General features: G+C 37.1%; 24 protein-coding genes and 1 pseudogene. 7 read left to right on the top strand and 18 right to left on the bottom strand.

The genetic code is table 11. The features are described 5' to 3' along the window. Positions 1-117: 117 nt before the first annotated feature. From B1R93_RS17395 to B1R93_RS17365, 7 genes are all read right to left on the bottom strand, one after another. Positions 118-1,002, bottom strand: coding sequence for a carbohydrate ABC transporter permease (locus B1R93_RS17395; RefSeq protein WP_088105216.1), 885 nt, complete (start codon positions 1,000-1,002; stop codon positions 118-120). A 21-nt stretch (positions 1,003-1,023) separates the two neighbouring features. Continuing rightward, positions 1,024-1,950: an ABC transporter permease gene (locus B1R93_RS17390; RefSeq protein ID WP_245308365.1), complete on the bottom strand. Its 927-nt coding sequence runs from the start codon at positions 1,948-1,950 to the stop codon at positions 1,024-1,026. Between the two features lie 99 nt (positions 1,951-2,049). Next, positions 2,050-3,585 carry an extracellular solute-binding protein gene (locus B1R93_RS17385; protein WP_088105214.1) on the bottom strand — a complete coding sequence of 512 codons (1,536 nt, stop codon included), beginning with the start codon at positions 3,583-3,585 and terminating at the stop codon, positions 2,050-2,052. A gap of 366 nt (positions 3,586-3,951) precedes the next feature. Next, positions 3,952-6,540 (bottom strand): exo-rhamnogalacturonan lyase family protein, encoded by a 2,589-nt coding sequence (locus B1R93_RS17380; protein ID WP_088105213.1) that lies wholly within the window; start codon positions 6,538-6,540, stop codon positions 3,952-3,954. Between the two features lie 17 nt (positions 6,541-6,557). Further along, positions 6,558-7,754 carry an oligogalacturonate lyase family protein gene (locus B1R93_RS17375; RefSeq protein ID WP_088105212.1) on the bottom strand — a complete coding sequence of 399 codons (1,197 nt, stop codon included), beginning with the start codon at positions 7,752-7,754 and terminating at the stop codon, positions 6,558-6,560. 112 nt (positions 7,755-7,866) lie between these two features. After that, on the bottom strand, positions 7,867-8,070 hold the full coding sequence (locus tag B1R93_RS17370) for a hypothetical protein (RefSeq protein ID WP_088105211.1): 204 nt from the start codon (positions 8,068-8,070) through the stop codon (positions 7,867-7,869). 47 nt (positions 8,071-8,117) lie between these two features. Then, positions 8,118-8,312, bottom strand: coding sequence for a hypothetical protein (locus B1R93_RS17365; RefSeq protein WP_088105210.1), 195 nt, complete (start codon positions 8,310-8,312; stop codon positions 8,118-8,120). A gap of 92 nt (positions 8,313-8,404) precedes the next feature. On the opposite strand from B1R93_RS17365, the gene B1R93_RS17360 reads away from it, so the two are divergent. Then, positions 8,405-8,923, top strand: a complete 519-nt coding sequence (locus tag B1R93_RS17360; protein ID WP_088105209.1) for an NUDIX hydrolase — start codon at positions 8,405-8,407, stop codon at positions 8,921-8,923. Then, positions 8,920-9,318, top strand: a complete 399-nt coding sequence (locus tag B1R93_RS17355; RefSeq protein WP_088105208.1) for a GNAT family N-acetyltransferase — start codon at positions 8,920-8,922, stop codon at positions 9,316-9,318. Before B1R93_RS17360 ends, B1R93_RS17355 begins: the two co-directional genes overlap by 4 nt. A gap of 191 nt (positions 9,319-9,509) precedes the next feature. Here the strand turns inward: B1R93_RS17355 and B1R93_RS17350 are convergent, their stop codons facing one another. The 3 genes from B1R93_RS17350 to B1R93_RS17340 form a co-directional block, all read right to left on the bottom strand. Next, positions 9,510-10,436: an IS3 family transposase gene (locus B1R93_RS17350; protein WP_133058600.1), complete on the bottom strand. Its 927-nt coding sequence runs from the start codon at positions 10,434-10,436 to the stop codon at positions 9,510-9,512. Then, entirely contained in the window at positions 10,337-10,897 is a 561-nt protein-coding gene (locus B1R93_RS17345) for a helix-turn-helix domain-containing protein (RefSeq protein WP_088102778.1), read from the bottom strand. Before B1R93_RS17345 ends, B1R93_RS17350 begins: the two co-directional genes overlap by 100 nt. A gap of 103 nt (positions 10,898-11,000) precedes the next feature. Then, entirely contained in the window at positions 11,001-11,846 is an 846-nt protein-coding gene (locus B1R93_RS17340) for a tyrosine-type recombinase/integrase (RefSeq protein ID WP_165763860.1), read from the bottom strand. Positions 11,847-12,263: 417 nt separating this feature from the next. Between B1R93_RS17340 and B1R93_RS17335 the strand changes: the two genes are divergently transcribed. Both B1R93_RS17335 and B1R93_RS17330 read left to right on the top strand, forming a co-directional pair. Next, complete coding sequence (locus B1R93_RS17335) at positions 12,264-13,022, top strand: hypothetical protein (protein WP_088105206.1); 759 nt, start codon at positions 12,264-12,266, stop codon at positions 13,020-13,022. A 62-nt stretch (positions 13,023-13,084) separates the two neighbouring features. Continuing rightward, positions 13,085-13,513, top strand: a complete 429-nt coding sequence (locus tag B1R93_RS17330) for a hypothetical protein (RefSeq protein WP_133058674.1) — start codon at positions 13,085-13,087, stop codon at positions 13,511-13,513. 191 nt (positions 13,514-13,704) lie between these two features. Here B1R93_RS17330 and B1R93_RS17325 read toward each other — a convergent pair whose 3' ends face one another. Further along, positions 13,705-13,854 carry a ComEA family DNA-binding protein gene (locus B1R93_RS17325; protein ID WP_088105676.1) on the bottom strand — a complete coding sequence of 50 codons (150 nt, stop codon included), beginning with the start codon at positions 13,852-13,854 and terminating at the stop codon, positions 13,705-13,707. A 250-nt stretch (positions 13,855-14,104) separates the two neighbouring features. On the opposite strand from B1R93_RS17325, the pseudogene B1R93_RS17320 reads away from it, so the two are divergent. After that, positions 14,105-15,278 (top strand): annotated as a pseudogene (locus B1R93_RS17320) (IS4 family transposase). A gap of 231 nt (positions 15,279-15,509) precedes the next feature. Here the strand turns inward: B1R93_RS17320 and ald are convergent. Together ald and B1R93_RS17310 are read right to left on the bottom strand one after the other, a co-directional pair. Continuing rightward, a complete protein-coding gene (ald, locus tag B1R93_RS17315) occupies positions 15,510-16,625 on the bottom strand; it encodes an alanine dehydrogenase (RefSeq protein WP_088105204.1) in 1,116 nt (371 codons plus the stop codon). 75 nt (positions 16,626-16,700) lie between these two features. Next, positions 16,701-17,126 carry a hypothetical protein gene (locus B1R93_RS17310; RefSeq protein ID WP_245308315.1) on the bottom strand — a complete coding sequence of 142 codons (426 nt, stop codon included), beginning with the start codon at positions 17,124-17,126 and terminating at the stop codon, positions 16,701-16,703. Positions 17,127-17,242: 116 nt separating this feature from the next. On the opposite strand from B1R93_RS17310, the gene B1R93_RS17305 reads away from it, so the two are divergent. Next, complete coding sequence (locus B1R93_RS17305; protein WP_088105203.1) at positions 17,243-17,671, top strand: DUF2621 domain-containing protein; 429 nt, start codon at positions 17,243-17,245, stop codon at positions 17,669-17,671. A 34-nt stretch (positions 17,672-17,705) separates the two neighbouring features. On the opposite strand, the gene B1R93_RS17300 is transcribed toward B1R93_RS17305, so the two are convergent. Next, positions 17,706-18,209 carry a CcdC family protein gene (locus tag B1R93_RS17300; protein WP_088105202.1) on the bottom strand — a complete coding sequence of 168 codons (504 nt, stop codon included), beginning with the start codon at positions 18,207-18,209 and terminating at the stop codon, positions 17,706-17,708. A gap of 190 nt (positions 18,210-18,399) precedes the next feature. Here B1R93_RS17300 and B1R93_RS17295 point away from each other — a divergent pair, with 190 nt between their 5' ends. Beyond that, positions 18,400-18,570, top strand: coding sequence for an aspartyl-phosphate phosphatase Spo0E family protein (locus tag B1R93_RS17295; protein ID WP_088105201.1), 171 nt, complete (start codon positions 18,400-18,402; stop codon positions 18,568-18,570). A 30-nt stretch (positions 18,571-18,600) separates the two neighbouring features. Here B1R93_RS17295 and mnmH read toward each other — a convergent pair whose 3' ends face one another. The 4 genes from mnmH to tkt all read right to left on the bottom strand — a co-directional run bounded on the left by mnmH (position 18,601) and on the right by tkt (position 22,687). After that, positions 18,601-19,662 (bottom strand): tRNA 2-selenouridine(34) synthase MnmH, encoded by a 1,062-nt coding sequence (gene mnmH / locus B1R93_RS17290; RefSeq protein WP_165763859.1) that lies wholly within the window; start codon positions 19,660-19,662, stop codon positions 18,601-18,603. A 79-nt stretch (positions 19,663-19,741) separates the two neighbouring features. After that, entirely contained in the window at positions 19,742-19,957 is a 216-nt protein-coding gene (locus B1R93_RS17285) for a YneF family protein (protein ID WP_088105199.1), read from the bottom strand. A 140-nt stretch (positions 19,958-20,097) separates the two neighbouring features. Then, the gene (sirA, locus tag B1R93_RS17280) at positions 20,098-20,538 is read right to left on the bottom strand and encodes a sporulation inhibitor of replication protein SirA (protein WP_088105198.1); all 441 of its coding nucleotides are present in this window, start codon (positions 20,536-20,538) and stop codon (positions 20,098-20,100) included. A 154-nt stretch (positions 20,539-20,692) separates the two neighbouring features. Then, positions 20,693-22,687: a transketolase gene (gene tkt / locus B1R93_RS17275; RefSeq protein ID WP_088105197.1), complete on the bottom strand. Its 1,995-nt coding sequence runs from the start codon at positions 22,685-22,687 to the stop codon at positions 20,693-20,695. Positions 22,688-22,888: the final 201 nt, after the last annotated feature.

Genomic DNA, 22,888 nt, shown 5'->3' with positions numbered 1-22,888 from the left:
GTTGGTTTCTACCTTTTTCAGCGGCTTCGATTTTATTACTTTTTATAAGATTTTATTACTAAGCGAAAGCAGAAAACCCAGATCAGTTCAAACATGATCTGGGTGCAGTGTGATTTCCTATCCTTTAACAGAGCCTAATAGTACTCCTTTAGCAAAATGTTTTTGTAAAAACGGATAGAAAACAAGAATCGGAATCGTTGCAACAACAATTACTGCCAATTTTAATGTTTCCTCTGGTGGTTCGACTAGTGCATCGACCTCACCAATTCGCATATCTGCCAGCATCACAATTTGCTGAAGTAGTAACTGAACTGGATATTTTGAACTGTCACTAATATACAAAAGAGCTTGGAAAAAATCATTCCAATAAAACACAGCGTAAAATAATGTAAAGGTGGCGATTACAGGCTTAGACAACGGTAATACTATTTTCCAAAATATCCCTATCTCTGAACAACCATCAATTTTTGCCGCTTCCTCTAATTCATTCGGTAAGTTTTGGAAGAAGGCTTTTACGATTATTAAGTAGAAGGGGTTAATCGCAAGTGGAAGAATTAACGCCCAATACGTATCTAATAAGCCTAAAGCACGAACAACAATATAAAGTGGAATCATTCCCGGACTAAATACCATTGTTAAAATAATGATATTTAAGAGCATATTCTTACCGAGGAGATTGCTTCGTGATAGCGGATACGCCATTGTCATCGTTAAAGCTAAACTTACAATCGTCCCAACAATTGTAATAAATACTGAAACACCGATACTTCTTATAAATGTCCCCGTTGAAAAAACATACTTGTATGCTTCAAGTGAAAATGTTTCTGGCCATAAGAAAAAGGTTCTCCTTGCTAGCTCGGCCTCGGTTGCAAATGACCCAGCGATAACGTACACAAATGGAATGAACGCTGCAAGACCAATTAATAATAATAAACCATGATTAAATACATCAAAAACACGTCCAGCTGGTGTGTTGTGAAGTTTATGAATACTACTACTCATCACTATCCCCCCTATCTATGACTAAAATAAGCTACTCTGTCCCAATCTTTTCGCAAAATAATTGGCACCAAATATTAAGATTAGACCGACAACTCCTTTAAATAAGCCAACAGCTGTACTATAACTAAATGCCCCTTGGGTAATCCCGACAAAATAGACATACGTATCAAAAACGTCAGCCACACTTCTGTTTAAAGAGTTTGTCATTAAATAAATCTGTTGGAACCCTTGGTCTAGGAAATTACCGAGGCGTAATATCAACAAAATCACGATCGTACTTCGTAATGCAGGCAACGTGACATGCCACATTCTCCGGAATCTTCCTGCCCCATCCACAATGGCGGCTTCATATTGTTCTTGACTAACACTAGCGAGCGCAGCCAAAAAGATTACTGTTCCCCAACCGCTTTCTTTCCAAATGATTTGTGCGATAATCATTGGACGAAACCAATCTGGATGGGAAAGGAAAGAGACTTTTTCTCCTGTAATATTCGCAATAATCTCATTCACAACACCACCACTTGTCGTTAAAAAGACATACGTGATGCTTGCAATGATAACCCACGACATAAAATGCGGCACATAAACGAGGGTTTGGATTGTTCGTTTATAAATACTCAATCGTATCTCATTTAATAAAAGTGCCAAAATAATAGGTGCTGGAAAAAAGAAAACCAAATCGTAAAGTGCTAAAATTAAAGTGTTTCGTAACAATCTAAAGAAATCGGGATTCGTAAAGAAATTCTCAAAATGTGAAAAGCCTACCCATGTACTTTCCCAAAAACCTAAAAATGGAGAGTAATTTTGAAAGGCAATTAATACCCCCCACATTGGTATAATTTTAAAAATAATAAAATAGAGAATCCCTGGAATTAACAAAACATATAGCCATTTATCTCTTTTTAATTGAGCTAATTTTGTAATTTTATTTTCAGGTACAGGATGCATATCAAGGCGTTGTTCTGTTTTTAAACTCGGCATATCGCTTCTCTCCTTTCCTTTTTTAAATGAAAGCAGGTGGTGTGCTTACCACCTGCTCAAATGAAATTATTGTGCTTGCTCATGAAGTTGATTAATTTCTGCGATGTAATCTTCGCCACCAGAACGCAGCCATAATTCAACCGCTTCATCAAGTCCTTGTTCGTCTATTTGCCCAACAATAAATTGAATGCGCGCATCTCTTATGATGTTATCAAGCTGTTGTCCTCTTTGAGCGTACACTTCTGAAATGTACGGTTCAGCTGGATTTCCAACAACAATTTCCTCGTTTGCAGCGATGATTTCATCAGACTTTTTATTTAATCTTGTTTGATTACCAACTAGAAATCTATCTTCTGGAATAAACATTTGAAGTTGGTTTAAATCCTGATACTCTGCTACTAACTTATCATCTTCTAATGAGAATTGATCTAGCTCACCGTCAACAATATTATAGTGCTGACCTTCTAGACCGTTGTTAGCCAATATTTGACCTTCCTCGCTATTTAAGTCATCCAAAAATTGAAGCACTCTTCTTAAGTCATCTTCAGTTTTAACAGACGTTTTTGAAATAGCAAACATACCTGCATACCCTTGCGTCGGAAGATTAAAATGGCCATTAGGTCCTTTAGGAGAACGGAAAATTTCCATCACATCATCCGCGTCAGGATTTTCTTTCCAAATTTTATTTTGAATACGATTCGCTTCATCAGCAACGTTTACTTGTACACCTGCTTCCCCATTGACGATTGGATTCGACCATTGGGCAGGATCCATTACTGCAAAGTCCTCGTTAACGAGCCCTTCATCATATAACTTCTTAAAGAATGTTAACGCTTCACGATATTCATCTGTCATAAAATGAGGAATAAGCTTACCGTCGCTATCCTCACCCCATTTGTTAGGGACACCAAACCACGTTTGCATAATATCCCAAGGTCCTTCATATTCAGTCACAACCATCCCATACGTGTCGTCTTGTCCATTTCCATCAGGATCATCATACGTAAACGCATACAATGCATCATAGAAATCATCAATTGTTTCAGGAATATCCATACCTAGATTATCTAACCAGTCTTGACGAATAATCGTTGCATTTCTTCCTAATGGTCTTGAACGATAAATACCATAAATACGTCCATCAATTGATATATTATTTTTTACAATATCATTCATTTGACTTAAGCTTTCATATTCATCAAGGTAATCTGTTAAGTCCCAGAATGCACCGTCCTTAACTGCATTAATAAAACTAGGACTCTTTTGTTCTGTCAACATAATATGAGGTAGATTACCGGAAGCTAGCGTAATATTAAAACGCTCTTCATAAGATGCTGATGGGACAAACTGTATATTCATTTCTGTATTCGTATAATCCTCTATCGCCTGCCATACTGGACTTTCTGGTGTTGGTGGTTCAGGCTGATGATTCATCGTCATAATATCAATTGGAAATCTTTCTTCTTGTTGTTCAGTTCCCTCATTATTGTTACTACTTTCATTTGTTTCTTGGCTCGCCTCGTTGCTACAGCCAATTAACCCTGCCATTAGAACCGCACTAACTGTAGGTGCTAAAAATTTTACAAGTCTTGAACGTTTCATGAACATTCCCCCTAAAATAAATTAATTAAGTCCGCTTCCTACTTTTTACAATACTACATAACAAATGAAGCATCTCCCCCTATAAAATTCCCACTTCGAATTCCCGTTTAACAATTAATTGATTCGGGCTAACCAAAATATAAAGCGCTTTCATATTTCCGACAATATTCATTTTTTGTACCGTATTTCATTTCATTGCCTTAGTAGCAAAACCATTGTTATATCAACCTTTCCCTCGAAAAAACAGTTTAGATTCTATCACTTTTTTGCCCATTAGAACTATTTCGCAAGAAGGAAGATAAGGGGCATTATACACCTCTCCCCTTATCAAAAAGCTCACAATTTTTACAGTCATTTTTTTTGTTACTATTTTACTGAATCAATCAATTCTTGCACTTGATTTTCTGAAAGATGTTCGCCTATTAATTCTAACGCGATAATGGTATTTAAACACCACTGTGAAATCGTATTTGTCGATACGACGGAATTTGATTGCATTTCAGATAAAGTGCGCCAACTTTTTACTTTTTCCATTTGAATTGGTAAAGTCATAAAGCTTATAGACTCATCTAATAACGTGTTCCATGCCTTTTTGGCGAGTTCAGCATCGCGCTTATGCCAAGCTGCATATGAAATCATACCGGCAGCTAGCATTGGCAAGCTATACATGCGATTATGAAGCTTTCCGTCACTTCTTGTTTTCTTTTCTTCATCACTCAGCATGTAAAATTCACCAAAGTCCGCTAGCATATCTTTCCATTCTTCATCCTCTAACAAATCAGCTAGCTCGATCCACACTTGAGGGGCTCCAAAAGCAATCACCATATGATAACCCCCTTCATTTCCATCTCCTATATGATAAAGCTTCCCCGTTTTTGGATCATAACCAAAGGTAGGTCCTGATAGGAGGCGGTGAGGAAGTTGCTTCAGATCATTGATTCCTTGCAAAATTTTATCCTTGTAAAAGGTATTTTCTGTTCGCTCCCACTCAGATAACCAATTGGAAGTAAAAGCTGCCCAATCTGGTCCAACTCTAGCATGCGTTGGATATTGATCCTTTGGATAGAATTCTCGCATTGGATCTAACTTCTCTGTCGCGAAATCAGCATCCTTCATTTCCTCTAAAATATCTCTCGTCCGATCATCAGCTGTAAGAAAATAATAAAATTTGTGTATCCCCGCCATACTAATCCTTGCTTCTTTACAGCCACAGCCCCAATGAATAACATTATGTCTAGAACCTAAACCGGCATATTCGCCAAAATGATAGCAATCAACTTCACTTGTATGTCGGGTCATTGCCTCTGCCATTCTAAATATATCATGTCTACCCGAACGGAGGAATGCAAACCATAGCCAAATATTTGGTCCGAGCTCAGTGTTTTGCCATGCAAAACCACCTAAATCATAACGCCATTGATGTCTCGTTTTGTCATACGTGTGCATTACATCACCATAATGCCAATAGCCGTACCATTTCCGTTGTTCAATTTCATCTTGATAAAAGGATAGCGCCTTATCTAATTGTGTCTCTAAAAAGGCTTTTTCTGGCTTACTTCGATCAGGTAGACTCCATAAACCTATTGCTCTTGTTTGATAATAATATTCAGGTTCACAGATTAAGAGTGGTGGTTCCTGACCGTCCTCTATGATTTTTTGGAAATATTCCTGATTAGGCGTTTTTGTACAAACGTTAATAAAAAGCTCGCTCGTATTTGCAATGCCAACAGGTGTTGCTCTCATTTCGTCAAATCCTTCATACGCACTCAGTACATGCGTCTCTTTATCGTAGTGTCGCATATCCATTGCTTCTACATCAGGAGACCAGAACCATACTTTTATTTTTGTTTCTTCCTTTAATAAAGAAGAAATCTCTAATGAAGTAGGATGCTTTTGCCAAAAATTCCGCAGTCCTATTGCAAGGCCTCCCTGTTTTCCACCCGCGAAAACAACTCCATTTGACCTCGATCCATGTGTCACGTCAACCCATGCGTGCCCCACTTTTGTCCGCTTTTGAATTTTAAAGTGATCCGCAGAATCCTGTATAAGCTTAAAGTCATTCCATGCTGCATTATCTTTAACATGCCTCATAAATTCACGTTGTTCTTCTGTTGTTATGTCAACAGCCTCTCCATTCACTTGCTTTTCATAAAGTCCATTTCCATCCGGATACCTTCTCGTTAATAATAACTGACCTGGTTCCCGATAGACACCATCGTCACCAGCAAAACGAATATGGCGGTTCCATGGCTCACCAATTAACGGTACGGTAAACTCCATTCCGAGCCCTTTAATAAAATCTACTTCTGGATTCCCATCATAAAAAAATGTATGAATGATTTTAAACGAATCAAGCCCAGCATGAAAATAAAATCGGACTGAAAAAGGCAACCATTTTCTTTCGTTCCCCCCTTTAAGTACTCCCTCTACCTTAATAACTGCTCTTATTGGACCTGATTGCTCAACATAAATCTTTTTAATCTCACTGACTAACGGTTCCTGCTTTTTTGAAATTGTCACTTCATTTTCTTCTGCTCTTCTTTCCGAAATGGCTATTAACTTCCCTTTTGATCCGACCGTTTTTTCCTCTATACAAATTTCTTCAATTAGGTGCTCTCCACTTTTATTTAAGACATAGTCGACTTTACCAGTTCGAATCATAACCTCTTCATCTGTCTCTTGAACAGTTAGTCTCTGCTCTAGTTCAAAAGCTTCCCCAAGCTCTAGCTGGTAGGTGTTGCTTGTATTCCCTTGAAATACGGCTGAATGCCCTGACCACTTTACACTTCCATCAGGCCAAAATGCCAAAGGCCATGTTTGAACATGGAGTGATTCTCCCTTTTGATTTTTTACTACAAACGTATCCTCTCTTTTTCGTTCCCCTTTTTTCCATGGAACTCCCCATGTTACACCACTTGAATGCTTCGGTTTCTGATTAAGCCACTTTAAGTACATGACATTCTCCCTTTCCTCTAATATGATTTATTTAGTAACTCCTCAAGCTTTGGCAGCGTATCAAAAGCCGGAACATCGACAAGATATACATTTGCATACCCCGACATATCACTCGTAAATAACACCTTTGTACTATCTGGATTAAAGCAAGCATGTACATGTACTTTTTGGGAGTGAAAGCTACCACGATGCTTACAAAGTACCCTTGGCCCTTCCATTCCCCCTTCTGTCTTTCTCCATAAATATATACAATCTTTGTATGTTTCACCGTGATATGCACTTGCTTGTTGCCCATCCCCAATAATCAGTTCCTTTGAGTTTGAATGAATATGCATATTTTGATATGGAAAATCGTATTCTTCCTGCCCCTTGTTGTCATATTGAACAAATCCTAAAAACTTTCCATCTTTTTGATCTAATGTCTCAGTAAAGCCATGGTAACCAATATGAATCCCATCAGCATGCCAATATTCGTGACCAGCAAACTCATTAGCTGCACCCTCTCGAATCGGCCACACCTTTTTTGTCTTAAGATTCATGCCCCATATACGATGATCTACTTTATCCCATGGACCTTCGTGACAAAATGTGATCATCTCGGCTTGTCTTGGCGAAGCATTGACATGGCCGATCCAACGCTGCTCCTCGTGTACGATTTCAACCAGACCGGTTGCTAAGTCTAATAAACAAATTTGTGAAAGCGGTCTAGCAGCTTCTGTCTCTTCAAAGCCTACATAGCCACTACCTAAATTACTATTAATCGATGATGATAAATCTTCTGTTAAACTAAAGATTAGTTTTTTACCGTCAGCTAAACAGCTAACATTTCCGAATTTAAATCCATTTGGAAGCGTATACAACTTAGTTTCTGAAAAATTTGTTAAGTCAATCGCAATCATATTCTTATTAACGATCAAATAAGCTTCCGCTTTAATCGGGTTGAGAAATGTTCCTTGAATCACAACCTGATCCTTTCTTGTAAATTCGGTTATTTGTGTTAACTGTTCTGTATCAAAATGATAACTATATAAATTGGAACCGTTTCCCCTGTCGGACCCTAGTAATAGTTTTTTACCGTCGTCATACCATCCAGGGTTTGTAAAATAAAGATGGAAGCTATGAGCCATAAAATCAGTTAATTGTCTCACGACTACATCACTAATGGAATCGCGAAATTGGGCATTTTCACTTGGCCAAACATATCCTTTTTTCATTTCCTTCTCTCCCTTCCGCTGACTACTTTACTTGGGTTTTCTTTTTCCAGCAATCATACTTTTTTGCTTCACTATAAAAAGCCCCGTTAGCACTAAGCTAACGGGACCTTAACTATGAATTGTTATTAATTTGTGAGATTTCTTCTTTTGCTATGTCTTCATTGGCATTTTCCATTTCCTTATGTTTATCGACCGAATCCCCTGCATAACGGTCAGTTGTATCAAAAGGAAAGTTAGAGCGTATCTCGTTTTGAAGTCCAATTTTTCCCGTGTCATACGTTTGAGAAACCCTGTTTTCTTTTTTATTTTTTGTCATATCAATCACCTCATGTATAGGGTTTACTGGTGATTACCTTTTCATTCTTATTTTGTCCAGCCCGGCTCATATGTATAGATCGCTTCTCCACCATGTTGCGCATTCCCTCGAAAGCTTCTCATATCCTCCTGCTCTGTTAGAGCCGCTCTAAATTGTAGAAAATCATCTTTACTTACCCGGTATGATGCGATTTCTTTTTCACGTAACTGTTTTATGATGCTTAAGGCTTCCTCTTTTGTCATTTTCTCTCCACTTCCTCACAATATATGGTAAACTCTTTTAGTAAAAGCTTCATTTTTTGGACTTGTTTACATTTTACAAAAGGAGATGAACCATGGCAAATGTGATTTTTGAGAATAAGGACCGCGTTATTTTTCAATTAAATGACACTGAATGTTTTGTTAAAGAAAAAGAACCAGCAGCAGTTGCTGTATTAGCTCTTCATCATGGTCATATTCTCATCGTTGAACAGGAACGCACTCCTGTATCGGACACCACCTATGAATTACCTGGAGGCGGGGTCGAGCAAGGCGAATCGATCAGACTTGCTGCGGTTCGAGAGCTCCAAGAAGAAACAGGTTATACCACCACTACTCTTTATAAATTAGGAATGGTTTACCGGTGTGCTTACATGACTAATGAAGAATGTCATCTGTATTTCGCTCCTGATACGACCTTTTTAGCTACAAAGGTTGATTGTGACATCAAGAACGTTCACCTTATTTCACTAGAAGACGCTTGTACTGCTGTTTGTACTGGTGAGTGGAAGAATAGCGAAATTGGTCATGCAATGTTTTTAGCAATGCAAAAAGGTTACCTACCATTAATAGAAATGAGGGACGAAAAATCATGACTATTACATATAAAGTAAATCACCCGATTTCAGCTCAACAATTAGCAAATGTATTTGAACAATCAGGGATTAAAAGACCTTATGATGACTTAAAACGTCTTCAACAAATGATAAACAATTCATCTTTACTTATTTCCGCATGGGATGAACAAGCATTAATTGGTGTCGCCCGTTCTATGACAGATTTTAGTTATTGCTGTTATTTATCCGACCTTGCTGTCATTTCCACACATCAAGAGCGTGGGGTAGGAAAAAAGTTAATTGATTTAACTAGAGAACAAATAGGCCCTAGTTGTAATTTAGTTCTCTTATCCGCTCCGAATGCAATGTCTTATTATCCGAAAATCAGTTTTACCGCAGCCTCTCATGCATTTTTTATACCGAGAACGAACTAGGATTATCATTGTTCAGCGTTTAATCTATCCATCATTTCGAAAGGAACTTTTCAATTTTAAAAAAAGACATCCTCTAAAACGAGAGCGCACTGTAAAAACTCCATTCACAAAACTCTCTGAAGCGCAATAGATTCGCTCATTGCTAAAAGGCCACTGAAAATGATGTGACCCCCTAAAGTTAGAGTTTTATATTAAGCTGCTAATTGGCTGGTATGAATACGGTATTGAACCGGATTCATGCCTGCCAATTTTTGCTTTATGCGTTTGTTATTATAATAATTGATATAGTCTTCAATTCTCTTTTTTAATTTCTCAAATGAGCAGAGTGCCTCACCATAATACATTTCTTGTTTTAATAATCCGAAAAAGCTTTCCATAGGTGAATTGTCTAAGCAATTTCCTTTTCGTGACATACTCTGGAACACCTTATGTTTCTTTAGAGTTTTTACCCATTTTTTATGTTGATAATGCCAGCCTTGATCAGAATGAACAGTCGTTCTATACCTTGAATCTTTTACTATTTCTAAAGCTTCCTCAAGAGGTTTAAGAGCCAATTCTAAGGTTGGACGCATATTTATCTCATAAGAAAGAATTTCGCCATTAAACAAGTCCATAATTGGATTTAGGTACAGTTTTACACCATCTGAGCACTTGAATTCTGTGATATCTGTTGTTAATTTCTGATGACACACACTTGTGTGAAACCGACGATTGATAAGGTTCTTGGCAACAGTTCCAATTGTTCCTTTGTAAGAACTATATTTTCGTGACTTTCTACTAAATTTCTTGCATTTAAGCCCAAGTTTATTCATGATGCGTTGAACCTTCTTGTGATTCACTTTGAGCCCATCTTGTTTTAACTCCAAACAGATACGACGATACCCATAATTCCCATTATGTTCCTCAAACTTGGATTGGATGCATTCCTCGAGTTTCTGATTCGGATTCTCCTTCTTGATCTCTTTTATATGATAATGGTAGGAGGAATCAGGAATTCCGACTCTTTGTAGAACATCTTTTAGTTTGAACTTTTCTTTGAGTTCGAATGATAACGCTGCTTGTGCTTTTCGAGATAGCCCTCCGGATCCATCTGAAAAGCTCGCAACTTTTTTAAGTATTCTACCTCTAAACGTAGGAGCTCGTTCTCTCTTTCAAGCTTTTGTTCATACGTCATTTCTTTTTCTGTACGTTGTTTTTTTATATTTTTAGCTTTATCAGACATGGGTAGTCTTCCTTTCGTTCTATCCAGGGCTTCAGCACCATCTTCCAAAAAAACTTTCTTCCATGCACCTATCATCGAAGGGGTGGACAATCCAAAGTAAATAGCGGTATCCATCTCTGAAGATCCTGTTCTTTTCATAAAGCTTAATACATCGAGTTTGAATTGGACAGAAAAAGTTTCCCTCTTACTCTTTTTCATCAAACCTGTCGTCCCAAATTTATCGTAAACTTTCACCCATTTTTTTATGGCAGTGCTGTCATTCATACCGTGTTTTTTTGCCAACCTGTCAAACGATAAATGTCCTTTTTGATACTCATGTACTATCATTAATTTAAATTGGTCACTATATTTAGCCATAAAAAACACACCCCAAAGTCAGATTGTTAACTCTAACTTTTGGGGTGCAGTTCAAAATCAACTATTTTCAGTGGCCTCTTTAAAATGAGAACGTCTTTTTTAACTAACTTACAATATCTTCTGGTAGCTCTTCATATTGCTTTGTTATATTAATATCTGAATGCCCAGCTAATTGACTGACAACCGAAAGATCAATTCCCTTTTTCACTAAATTATAACAAAAAGTATGTCGTAATTTATGGGGATGGATGTTGTACTGCTTTTTAAGCATATGTTGTACAGTTCGAGCCGCAATTCTCTTTTCGTAATTTGAAATAAACAGTGCTTCCTCATCGTCTGTTCTCGAGTCTAAATATTGCTTAATTTGCAGCACTAATTCTTTCGAAAGAGGAATCGTTCGTTCGTATTCAGCTTTATCATTTCGAACAAGTAATTGCCCCGTTTGACTACGCTGATTAATCTGAAGGTCACCTTTATTTAATTGGCAAAGCTCTGAAACACGTACACCTGTATACAGTAATGTATAAACTAGAGCAATATTTCGTTTATTTTTATCTTTCTTTACGTTCGTTAGTAACGTTTCGATTTCCTTATCTGTCAAACATTCTGGTAATCCTTTGTGTGTCTCAACTTTTGTCTTTTCAACATCTTTCATTAAGTCGAGTCTATTAACAGACTTTGCATACGTATGAATAGAGTTATACACTTTATTAATCGTTGCTGCGTTACGTTTTTCTTCCTCTAAAAATGATAAATAAGATTGAATGTCCTGGTTTGTAATCGATATGAATGAGCGATTACGTTCATGAAGCCAAACCAAAAATGAATGGATCACACCGCAATACGTTTTTATCGTATTTTCTGCTCTTCCCTTGCTAGAGAGATAAGCAGAGAAATTGTCAAGAATTTCTTTAATACTATCTGTGGATCCAGCGCATTTGTTATTCAATTTGATTACCCCCTCTACGGATAATCTTAGTATAATGCAACAATTAAAAAATGTCAAATTCTACGCAACTATCTCATTCTGTAGTTACATAACCTTTAGCTATTTACTTTTAAGGTAGAAAAACCGGTTGCGTATTATACTGTCGACAGTCATTCGTCATTTAATCCCAATGATGAAATTAGAGCCGCTCTAAAAGAAGGAAATGATCAATACGTTGAAAATTATACAATTAATTTCTTTACAGAGAAGGACACAGATGCTTTAAAGAATAGTCAACGTTCAGCGAAAAAAGTTAACGAAATTGCACTTGAGAAAAGCGGTAAACTAACTTTAGACCCTAAAGAAATCAATCCATATACTTTTATTGATGAGCCATTAGAGTTTGAGTTGTTCCCAAGTGAAAGAGAATATGAAAAAATGCTTGAAGCAGTAGAAAAGGGACATCGATATGTGCTACGCTCAATTAATACCAATGTATTCCTTACCGAAGAAGACCCTGAGCAAGAGGAAGACCGCATGGTCACATCTTCAGAACTTAATATCAGCTCATCTCAATCAGAATCTTATACTTATTTAACATCAAGTGTTTACGCTTACGACGAATATCGAAATAACAACAGCGAGAAAAAACATTCATTCTCTGCATATCATAGTAGACCTAATGCAGTAAACTCTAGCCCTGCATTTGTCAATACAACAGACTATGATAATAATTCAGATGTCCTTGCACTTGCTTGGAATGTTGGCGGAGCTATTGCTATGGATGATCCTTCAATTTATTTACAGGTTGCATATAATAACGCTCATGCTGATGGCGAAACTTACTATGAAACACTTTATAAAAGTGACAGCCGTGTTTCAAAACACGATGAATTATTTACAGGAAATTCAATTGGTTATAATATTCCTGATTACACTTACAATAATGGATTTTGGCCAACTGTTTGGGGATCTGTATGGCATATAGCAGCAGATAGTGGATGGTACAATACTGGTTCTTACAATGGAGCGGATGGTACTGTAAGAACCGAATTCCTTCACACTTATACTAAAAAGTCAATTACAGTTAACCCAAGTATCTCAGCTCCTCCAGGAGGAATTAGCTTTGGTATTTCCGGAGAAACTTCAAGTAAAGTTGATAAAGCTTGGGTTTACACTTTGGTATCTCCAAACTAATATAAATACAGAAGGCTTGTTCAGCCTTCTTATTTAGTATTTATAAAGAGGGAGGTTCTCTTTTGATGAAAGTTCTATTTGGTATTTCTTTAGCCTTAGCCCTGGTTATTGGGACTATTTTTTTCATTCCAAGTAATACGAATGAAGATAAAGTCAAAGATGAAATTGTAAATAGTTCTTCATATATTCCCATTAATAAAGAATATAACTTTACTAAAGACCATCACCTATTTATAGAGGGAATTGGGTTTAAAGATAACCAAAAAGATAGACCTACTGTTTTATATTCCTCTAATTTGCTTGATATTGAAGGATGGGAAATATCATTAGAGGGCATATTTCCTCCAATTACTGGAGGAGGGGGAACAACTGGTCGTGAAACTTTTCATACAGTAGAAAAAGTTGAGGATGAGCTTATATTAAAAGTTGTCTTTCTATCTCCTAATCTCACAAGAGATGAGTACGAAATCACTTTGAACTTAAAAAATTGATTTATAAATCAAAAAGGAAGCTTAGTGCATCTTAAGCTTCCTTTTTTTAATAGTTAGTGGCTCACGGTGTGGCTTAATAATAAAGTTGGATTAAAACTCGTTTGCAAATGCTAATATACCAATATTTATCGATGTCTTATATTTCAATCCACGCACTCATTGTTGGTTTGAAATAAAGTTTAATCAAAAACTTATTCACCAATTCCTTTGACTCGCTTAATTTCCTCAATACGAGTAAAGTCTCCATTGGTCTCACGATAATCAATAATCCGTTGAGCAATGACCTCGCCTACCCCTGTAATTACTTGCAGCGTTTCATAATCAGCTGTATTAATATTAATTGGATAAGCGTTACCTTCTTCCGGCTCGAAATCAGAATGCTAGATTATTAAATATTGCTAGTCTCACTCATTACGTCATATTACTTTCAGAATCAAAAGTAGGATTGAGACAAATTGCGGATCGCATAGTCATTCTGCAGATGACACAACAAAAAGAATTAAAGAAAAAGGCTTCTCAAAAATTTGGACAATTAATGAGAAGCCTACAATAATATTTTCGTTGTTAGCAAAATGTTAGCATTTCACTCTAATGGCTATACTAAACATTAACAATATCACTAGCATTGCATTAAGTTATTTATATATTAAAAATACTCGAAATCTTCAATTATCTTTATTTGGACAATGGTTTTCGCCAATAAATCTTCAATTATTTGATGAACAGGTGAAAGCATTGAAATTAGATTTCTATACGAAGAAACTTACGACGGAATCATTTTTAAAATTATTACTTTACGCACAGCTCGAAGAAGTAGAAAGTCTACATGCGCTGAGTGATTGTCTTTTCGATGACCAGCTTCAAAAAGGATTACCCTTGATTCGATCAGTATTTCTCAGCTTTCACGGCGATTAAATGGCATGAATCCAGATTTATTCCAAAGGCTTTTATTTGATTTAGTCGCACAAATTCATGCCAAGACACACTACACAAAACTCATCATGCCTTTAAAGGTCATTGATTCGAGCACATTGCCCCTTAATTTGACCAATCATAAGTGGGCACAGTTCCGTAAAACAAAAGCAGGTGTAAAACTTCATTTACGTCTTGTATTTATGGAAAACGGGAATTCCTATCCTGAAAAGGCTGTGCTAACACCGGCAAAGGAACATGATCGTGGTCAACTAGAAGTCATGGTAGATGACAAGGAATACATGTATGTGTTTGACCGTGGCTATCTAGACTATGAACGCTTTGATCGTATGACAGATGATGGTTACTTTTTTCTATCTAGGTTACGTAAAAACGCAGTCATACGAGAAGTCTACGATTTTAAAATACCCGAGGATACGACGGTTCTGTCCGATCAAATGGTTCTGATTGGTACCACTCAAAACCGTACTGAGAATTACTTTCGTCTTCTTAGAGTGCTTGATTCAAAAGGAAATGAACTTCAGTTACTCACGAATCGTTTTGACTTGAGCGCCGAAGAAATTTCAGAGATGTATAAATCACGCTGGGCGATTGAGTTGTTTTCAAATGGATTAAGCAACATCTCAGTATCAAAAAGTTCTACGGTCAAAGTGAATGGGCGATCCACAATCAGGTGTTTATCGCATTAATCGTTTTTTGCCTACATGTCCTCGTTCAACTCGAGTCGAAAAGCAAGCGAAAAACCTTACAAATTAGTCGTTACCTAAGAGCTACTTTGTGGAAGCCAGCATATATTTGGCTTCGAAATATTGAAGGAAAAGCCATTCCTTAAGAAGTAAACTGTCGTCGTCACAACTGTCTAATTATAATTAATTTTCCAAATGGATGGAGCCACCTTTAATTGGGTATTTACCTTTTTGGCTCTAAACAGCATGAATATAAAAATTGAAAATTCAATCAACATTTATGCAACACTAGTGATTTTATTTATATCAGAAATTAATCAAAATTGCGAAGTGAAAACAAAACAATTCTACCAAAAAGTAGAATTGTTTCTTCTAACTTAACTTATTGCTTCTTTTACAGGAGTATACGTATATCCTAAATCTTTTGCAACCGCTTCATACGTAATTTTACCACAAGCTGTATTTACACCTAACTCAAGTGCAGTGTTCTCGTGAATTGCTTTTCGCACACCTTTATTTGCTATTTGTAAGGCGTAAGGAATTGTTACGTTTGTAAGAGCAATCGTTGATGTTCTAGGTACAGCGCCTGGCATGTTTGCGACTGCGTAATGAACAATATCATGTTTAGTGTAGGTTGGATGATCATGTGTCGTTATTCTGTCAACTGTTTCAAAAATTCCACCTTGGTCAACAGCAACATCTACAATAACCGATCCTGCCTTCATTGCTCGAATCATATTTTCTGTAACGAGCTTTGGAGCTTTAGCTCCGGGAATTAATACCGCACCAATAACAAGATCAGATTCAGCCACTGCATCCGCAATGTTTAATGGATTCGACATTAACGTTTGAATGTCGGAGCCATAAAGATCATCTAACTCGCGTAATCTATCAGGATTTAGATCAATGATGGTTACAGCTGCACCTAGCCCCATTGCCATTTTCGCCGCATTTGTGCCAACAACACCTGCGCCAATAATCGTCACCTTGCCACGTTTCACTCCAGGAACCCCAGAAAGAAGAATACCTTTTCCACCATGTGGTTTTTCAAGAAATTGTGAACCTACTTGAGATGCCATCCGCCCCGCTACTTCACTCATCGGTGTTAGTAATGGGAGTGCTCGCCCTACTTGTACAGTCTCATAAGCAATTGCCGTAACCTCCTGATCCACGAGAGCTTTTGCTAAGTCAGGTTCCGCAGCTAAGTGTAAATACGTAAATAGAATTAGACCTTTACGAAAATATTTATATTCACTAGCAATCGGTTCTTTGACCTTCATGATCATATCAGCTGTACCCCATACCGTTTCTGGACCAGTAGCTAGTTTTGCCCCTTCCTGAACATAGGCAGCATCATGAAATCCACTAGCCTCGCCTGCACCTTGCTCAATCAAGACGTTGTGTCCACCTTGTACAAGAGCAGAAACACCAGATGGCGTTATCGCTACACGACTTTCATTATTTTTTACTTCTTTCGGTATTCCAATTAACATCCTTCATTCCCCCTTACATGTGGTTAGGGCTTTAAAACAGTTATAATTGGATATTGTCCCAGCATAGGTGCTGTTCTATACATAACGAAGAAACTTAATGGCAAACATCACAATAATTGCTAGTGAAAGTAACAAACTAAAGTGTCTTAGCTTTGTTATTTCCGTTTCCGCCCCTTCTTTTATTTCTATTCGTTCAAGCGTTAATCGGCACATCTTTGCAGTTAACCCAAGTAAGGCTCCAATCGCTAACCAAATCCCCATAACAGTAAGAAGCCAAATTGAAAACCATGACGTTAACATCAGTATTCCTGAAACGAGAGCAAGTATTAACGCCCCATGTGCTAGCCACATCATTCGCTTATACACACGTAGAAGTAAAATAAAACGCCCTGATTCTCCCATCGTCCCTTTTATTAAAAATGGTAAAGGAATCAACAGAAAAAAGATAAAAGAACTAACTAAATGAAATCCATAACTTATAATATAAAGCAATATTTTCACCTCACCTTCTATCATACCAAAAGAGTGAAATATGTAGAAAGATTTTTCACTAGATTAGCGGACGCATTTATTTTATGATAGGATAGGATTGATAGAAATAAAGAGGGTGAACAAAAATGCCTACATGGTTCTCATGGTTTATAGTCCTCTGGACGATTTTTCTTATAACTGTGATGTTTATTGGTGGTTATTTTATGTTTAGAAAATTTTTAAAAAGACTACCTAAAGAGGATGGAAAATCAATATTAGATTGGCAAGATTACCATATCGAGAAGACCATTCATTTATGGGATGAGGAACAAAAACAATTATTAAACGACTTAGTTGAACCAGTTCCAGAACTTTTTCGGGATGTGGCGAAAGGGAAAATTGCTGGAAAAATTGGTGAACTCGTTTTAGAAGAAAAGGCGCCAACACTCACTCAAGACTATATTATTCGTGGATATATCCTGGCAACTCCTAAGAGGGATCATAAATTCCTTATAAAAAAATTAAGAGAAAAGAAAATCGACATGACCCCTTATCGTGATTTATTAGGATTATAAACATAAAAAGAAGTCGCAAATCAGCGACTTCTTTTTATGTTTTTGCGGGAACGATAAATTCGTTGCCGTTTTTTAATTCCTTTTGCAACTTACGATAAGAGAGAAACATGGAAATTCTCCATGGAATAATCATACCATACGCTAAAAGGAAAAACATTCCTGCTAATTCCTCTACTTGAATCGTATCACCTATGATTAATTTAAAAAGAATTCGAATAAGTAACAAGCCAACTAATATAAATACAAAAGCCTTCGAACGTTTTAAAAAAATCTGATTATCTCGAACTTCAAATTTAGATGTTTTAATAAGAAGAATTGAAAAAATCATTCCAACCGTAAACGCCTCAATAACTTGCAGCAGCGCAGGTCTAGCAGGCTCATATAAAAACATTAAAAATCCAGTTGACATAAATAAAGGTGGAAGGATTATCTTTCTAGCAGAAGCAGGTTGCTTTATTGCTTTTAATCGGATAACCATTGCAAGAAGCCCCATGCATATGGCACCGATCGATGACATAACGACATAGATGTCATTCAACCTACTCACCCCTTTCATTGCACTTCTTTAAAGATACAGGAAAAACTTAAATCTTTCAAACCAATTTCAGTTAAATGATGAGAGAACCTTATCTAATACTATTTGCTCTTGTTAATTTTTTAATGTACTTGTTGTAATTCCCTTGAAAAATTTGTATTATTATAAAGAGATGTTAAGGGAAGGGACTACTATGAGTGAAATGATACTGCGAGAAGCCATTGAACAAAAGCGAGATCATTTAATAAAGATTGGTTTATCGAAAGGATTAAGCTCTAAATCAGTCCTTGAACTTAGCCAAGAACTTGATCGATTGTTAAATCAATATGAAAAAGAAAAAGACCATACATTAAATAGATCGTAGGTACGTCTTAGTATTCAACTAAGACGTTTTTTAGTACTTACTACTTTTTAGAGATTCTAAACAAGTTATTAATTTGCCCATACCTTCTGTGAAGGTTTCAAATGTAATGACATGCGCATGGTGCTTATATTGGTTAAAGGCATGCCGATACCTAGGATCATAATAATGCTCTAGCAATAGTGAAAAGGCTTGCTTATAATGACAACCTTTCCATGACTCTATAATTTCGTTAAATAACTCTTTATCAAACCATTTTTGAAGATGTAAAATGGCTTCGTAAATCGCTTCAGCATTTTTCTCTGGCTGATATGTTTGATAAATATAGTCAACTCGTTTCCAAAACGGGTAATCTAGCTCAACTCTTATCCCTTTTTGTTTACCATTTAAAATAAACTCCGGCAGAACGATATGACCGATTCGTTTACTTTCAGCCTCGATAATTAAAGTCTTCTCATTTGATAACTCTTGTAATCGCTGTAATAGTAAATAATCAAATTGCTTCTGACTATTTGGATTCATTCCAATATGGCCAAATATAGAGCCTCGATGTCCAGCTAGTTCCTCTAAGTCAAGAACCGGAAATCCTCTATCTTGAAGAGCTTTTAGAAACTCCGTTTTACGAGTCCCTGTATGACCTGCAATGACGACAAAGGATCGTTCCTTCTTTGACTCTCGTTCTAACCCTTCCTGTACATATTGACGAAAGCTTCGTATTCCACCTTCTAGCTGATAACAAGGAATATTCATTAACCCTAAAGTGGCCGCCATCGTTTTACTTCGCATACCACCTCTCCAGCAATACACAACAATACGTCGCCCCGGATTTTGATTATACATTTTCGAAATTTGCCTATAAAATTCAGGCCACTTTGGTGCGAAAATCGATAGTCCAACTTCCATAGCTTCATGACGGCTTTTTTGTTTATATGTCGTCCCAACACGAGCACGTTCCTCGTTACTAAACAACGGCATATTTATTGCATTTGGCAATGAGTATTCCTCATATTCAGCAGGTGAACGTACATCAATAAATAAATCCTCTTTATAGGAGACTTGTTCTAGTGAGAGTGTTGCAATATCTACTGTTGACAAGACATTCACCTCATTTCCTTGTCCTCTATTTAATCAATACTAGAAAAACACCCCACTTTTGAGGTGCTTGTCCAAGTCATTATTTTGTTTGTTGCTTTTGCATCGCTTTCATCATTTGATTAATTTTCTTTTGCGATGGGTTTTGTCCCATTTGCATCATCATTACACGTAACATTTGCTCATTAATTGGCGGGTTCTTCTTTAAGTATGACATCATTGTTTTTCTCGCAATGAAAAAACCGATGGCAAGACCCGCAAGAACCGCCACCGTATAGCCTATAATATGAATCCACATACGTCCAACGTCCTCCTTCAAACTATATCAACCGTTCGGAATTCCGAATCAACCTTACTTATTATATCGTAACAACACAGCTTTTAAAAGCATCTATTGAAAAATGTTCCGTTCCATACTGAAAACCTCATTGATTCGTACTATAAAAGCTTTACCTGCTTAATTGGATTTAACCACCCAAAACGATAACCTTCAAGATTCACAGCAAAAAAACAAGGGTCAATTTTACGTAACACTTCAAAAAACAATGTTTCAGCTTCAAGACTTCCTTCTGACGTTAAAGATAGTTTATTTTCGTAAATAATTAACTCTGCACAGCTTTCTGGATGATGTAACTCAACATAGTGAGTTTGTTTTTTCATCTGATAATTTGCAACAAATTTGAGGGCATGTTTAAGCTTTTGTTGTAGTAAAAGGCTTGGGAGTGGTTTCGAAATATACGCAACCTGCTTATCAATAATAAGCCGTTGCTCAATCGTTGCTTTTGAACGTTCCAAAAACAAATGGAAAAGCTTTGATTCTTGTCCAAAATAGTGACGAGCAATCTCCTCTTCTAATAAATACAAATCATAATGCCTCATGACCAACACCCTTTCACAATTGTGTTAGCCATATTATAAGCGAGACTTTGTAAAATCATTGTCTGAAACTGGAGCAGACCTACACTACTTTTGTCGAATAGAGTATCAAAAAAAAAAAATCATAGCCTTATTCAGGCTATGATTTTTTTTGATATTACTTAAGTAAAGCTTTGACTTTGGCTACTACGTTTTCTACTGTAAAGCCGTATTCAGCCATAATCTTTTCGCCAGGAGCTGATGCACCAAACTGATCGATTGCTAATACATCACCGTGATCACCTACATATTTTGCCCAACCAAGAGATGATCCCATTTCAAGTCCAACACGAGCTTTGACAGCTGGTGGAATGACTTCATCTTTATAAGCTTTCGGCTGTGCTTCAAAACGATCCCAACTCGGCATACTTACAACAGATGCATGAATTCCTTCGCTTTCAAGAACTTCTTGTGCAGCCACTGCAAGCGGAACCTCAGAACCAGTTGCTAGTAAAAGTGCGTCTGCCTGACCTTTTGCTGGAGATACAACGTAAGCACCTTTGCTTACACCATCATATGCAGTTTCTTTTGTACCTTCAACCGTTTTAAGGTTTTGACGAGTAAGAACAAGTGCTGTTGGCGTGTCTTTGCTTTCTAGCGCTAACTTCCAAGCAGCAACCGTTTCATTACTGTCTCCAGGACGAATGACAGAAAGTCCAGGAATTGCACGTAATGCAGCAAGCTGTTCAACAGGCTCATGAGTAGGTCCATCCTCACCAACAGCAATACTGTCGTGAGTAAATACATAAATGACAGGTAATTTCATTAAAGCAGCTAGACGAATTGCAGGACGTAAGTAATCAGAGAACACAAAGAATGTTGCATTGAATACTTTTAATCCACCATGTAGTGCCATACCATTTGCAGCAGCGCCCATTGCAAATTCACGAACACCAAACCAAATGTTGCGACCACTGTAATTGTTACGACTAAAATCGCCAAGCCCTTTTAGATTTGTTTTGTTAGAACCAGCAAGGTCAGCAGAACCACCAAATAATTGTGGAACATTGTTTGCAAATGCATTTAATGCTGCGCCAGAAGAGTTACGCGTTGCTTCACTAGAACCAACTTCATAAACAGGTGCATCTGCATCCCATCCTTCTGGAAGCTCGCCTGTCACTGCAATTTCAAATTGTTTTGCTAATTCAGGATATTCGTTTTTGTAAGCTTCAAATAGCTCGTTCCACGCTTCTTCCTTCTTAACACCTTCTGCTTTTACGTTTGCAAATAACTCAGCAACTTCACTAGGCACGTGGAATTCTTCTTCAGAAACCCACTCATAATTAGCTTTTGTTAATTTAACTTCGTCTGAACCAAGTGGTGCACCATGAGAAGCTGACTTTCCGCTCTTATTCGGTGAACCGTAACCAATCGTCGTTTTCACTTCGATTAAAGTAGGACGCTCATCAGCTTTTGCAGCTTCAATCGCCTTACTAATTTCGGTTACGTCATTTCCGTCTTCAACACGGATTACTTGCCAACCATACGCTTTAAAACGGTCTTCTACATTTTCCGAGAATGATAAATGTAAGTCACCATCTAATGAAATATCATTTGAATCATAAAGAACAACTAAACGACCTAATTTAAGATGACCAGCTAATGACGCAGCCTCAGCAGACACACCTTCCATTAAATCACCGTCACCACAAATGCTATAAGTGTAATGATCCACAATGTTAAAGCCTTCTTTATTATATGTAGATGCTAAGTGACGCTCAGCCATTGCCATCCCAACTGCCATTGCAACCCCTTGTCCAAGTGGTCCTGTCGTTGCATCTACACCAGGTGTGTGGCCGTACTCAGGATGTCCTGGAGTCTTACTCCCCCATTGACGGAAGTTTTGTAAGTCCTCTAAAGATAAATCATAACCAGACAAGTGTAAAAGGCTGTATAAAAGCATTGAACCATGTCCAGCAGATAAAACGAAACGGTCACGGTTCATCCAATCTGGATTTGAAGGATTGTGATTCATGAACTTTGTCCATAAGCTAAATGCCATTGGTGCAGCACCCATCGGCATTCCTGGGTGTCCAGAATTTGCTTTCTCGATACTATCGATTGATAAAGTACGAATCGTATTAATAGCTAAATTTTCGACTTGCGTTGACATTTTTTCTTCATCTTCCTTTCTGAAAAACATTTCTCGTTTAAATCATATACTTATTTTGTGTTTTTCACAAGCGTCGAATTGATATTTCTTCAACAAATCAACAATATTTTTACGTTAATACGTAAAAATACTCAAAAAAGCACAATAAAAGATAATCGTTTCTTAAATGAACGCCCCCCCAAAAAAAGGGCATCTCAATAG

Source organism: Halalkalibacter urbisdiaboli, from assembly GCF_002156385.1.
Lineage (GTDB): Bacteria > Bacillota > Bacilli > Bacillales > Bacillaceae_D > Halalkalibacter_A > Halalkalibacter_A urbisdiaboli.
Note: the sequence above shows the minus strand (reverse complement) of the source record. Positions and strands in the feature narration are given on the sequence as shown.

Bases quoted from the DNA above. Each gene is read 5' to 3' on its own strand.
- B1R93_RS17345 (WP_088102778.1), bottom strand. From the start codon at position 10,897: ATGGCTAAATATAGTGACCAATTTAAATTAATGATAGTACATGAGTAT.
- B1R93_RS17375 (WP_088105212.1), bottom strand. From the start codon at position 7,754: ATGAAAAAAGGATATGTTTGGCCAAGTGAAAATGCCCAATTTCGCGAT.
- B1R93_RS17385 (WP_088105214.1), bottom strand. From the start codon at position 3,585: ATGAAACGTTCAAGACTTGTAAAATTTTTAGCACCTACAGTTAGTGCG.
- B1R93_RS17335 (WP_088105206.1), top strand. From the start codon at position 12,264: ATGCTTGAAGCAGTAGAAAAGGGACATCGATATGTGCTACGCTCAATT.
- sirA (WP_088105198.1), bottom strand. From the start codon at position 20,538: ATGAGGCATTATGATTTGTATTTATTAGAAGAGGAGATTGCTCGTCAC.
- tkt (WP_088105197.1), bottom strand. From the start codon at position 22,687: ATGTCAACGCAAGTCGAAAATTTAGCTATTAATACGATTCGTACTTTA.
- B1R93_RS17365 (WP_088105210.1), bottom strand. From the start codon at position 8,312: ATGACAAAAGAGGAAGCCTTAAGCATCATAAAACAGTTACGTGAAAAA.
- B1R93_RS17285 (WP_088105199.1), bottom strand. From the start codon at position 19,957: ATGTGGATTCATATTATAGGCTATACGGTGGCGGTTCTTGCGGGTCTT.
- B1R93_RS17360 (WP_088105209.1), top strand. From the start codon at position 8,405: ATGGCAAATGTGATTTTTGAGAATAAGGACCGCGTTATTTTTCAATTA.
- B1R93_RS17390 (WP_245308365.1), bottom strand. From the start codon at position 1,950: ATGCATCCTGTACCTGAAAATAAAATTACAAAATTAGCTCAATTAAAA.
- B1R93_RS17395 (WP_088105216.1), bottom strand. From the start codon at position 1,002: ATGAGTAGTAGTATTCATAAACTTCACAACACACCAGCTGGACGTGTT.
- B1R93_RS17305 (WP_088105203.1), top strand. From the start codon at position 17,243: ATGCCTACATGGTTCTCATGGTTTATAGTCCTCTGGACGATTTTTCTT.
- B1R93_RS17355 (WP_088105208.1), top strand. From the start codon at position 8,920: ATGACTATTACATATAAAGTAAATCACCCGATTTCAGCTCAACAATTA.
- B1R93_RS17380 (WP_088105213.1), bottom strand. From the start codon at position 6,540: ATGTACTTAAAGTGGCTTAATCAGAAACCGAAGCATTCAAGTGGTGTA.
- ald (WP_088105204.1), bottom strand. From the start codon at position 16,625: ATGTTAATTGGAATACCGAAAGAAGTAAAAAATAATGAAAGTCGTGTA.
- B1R93_RS17295 (WP_088105201.1), top strand. From the start codon at position 18,400: ATGAGTGAAATGATACTGCGAGAAGCCATTGAACAAAAGCGAGATCAT.
- B1R93_RS17370 (WP_088105211.1), bottom strand. From the start codon at position 8,070: ATGACAAAAAATAAAAAAGAAAACAGGGTTTCTCAAACGTATGACACG.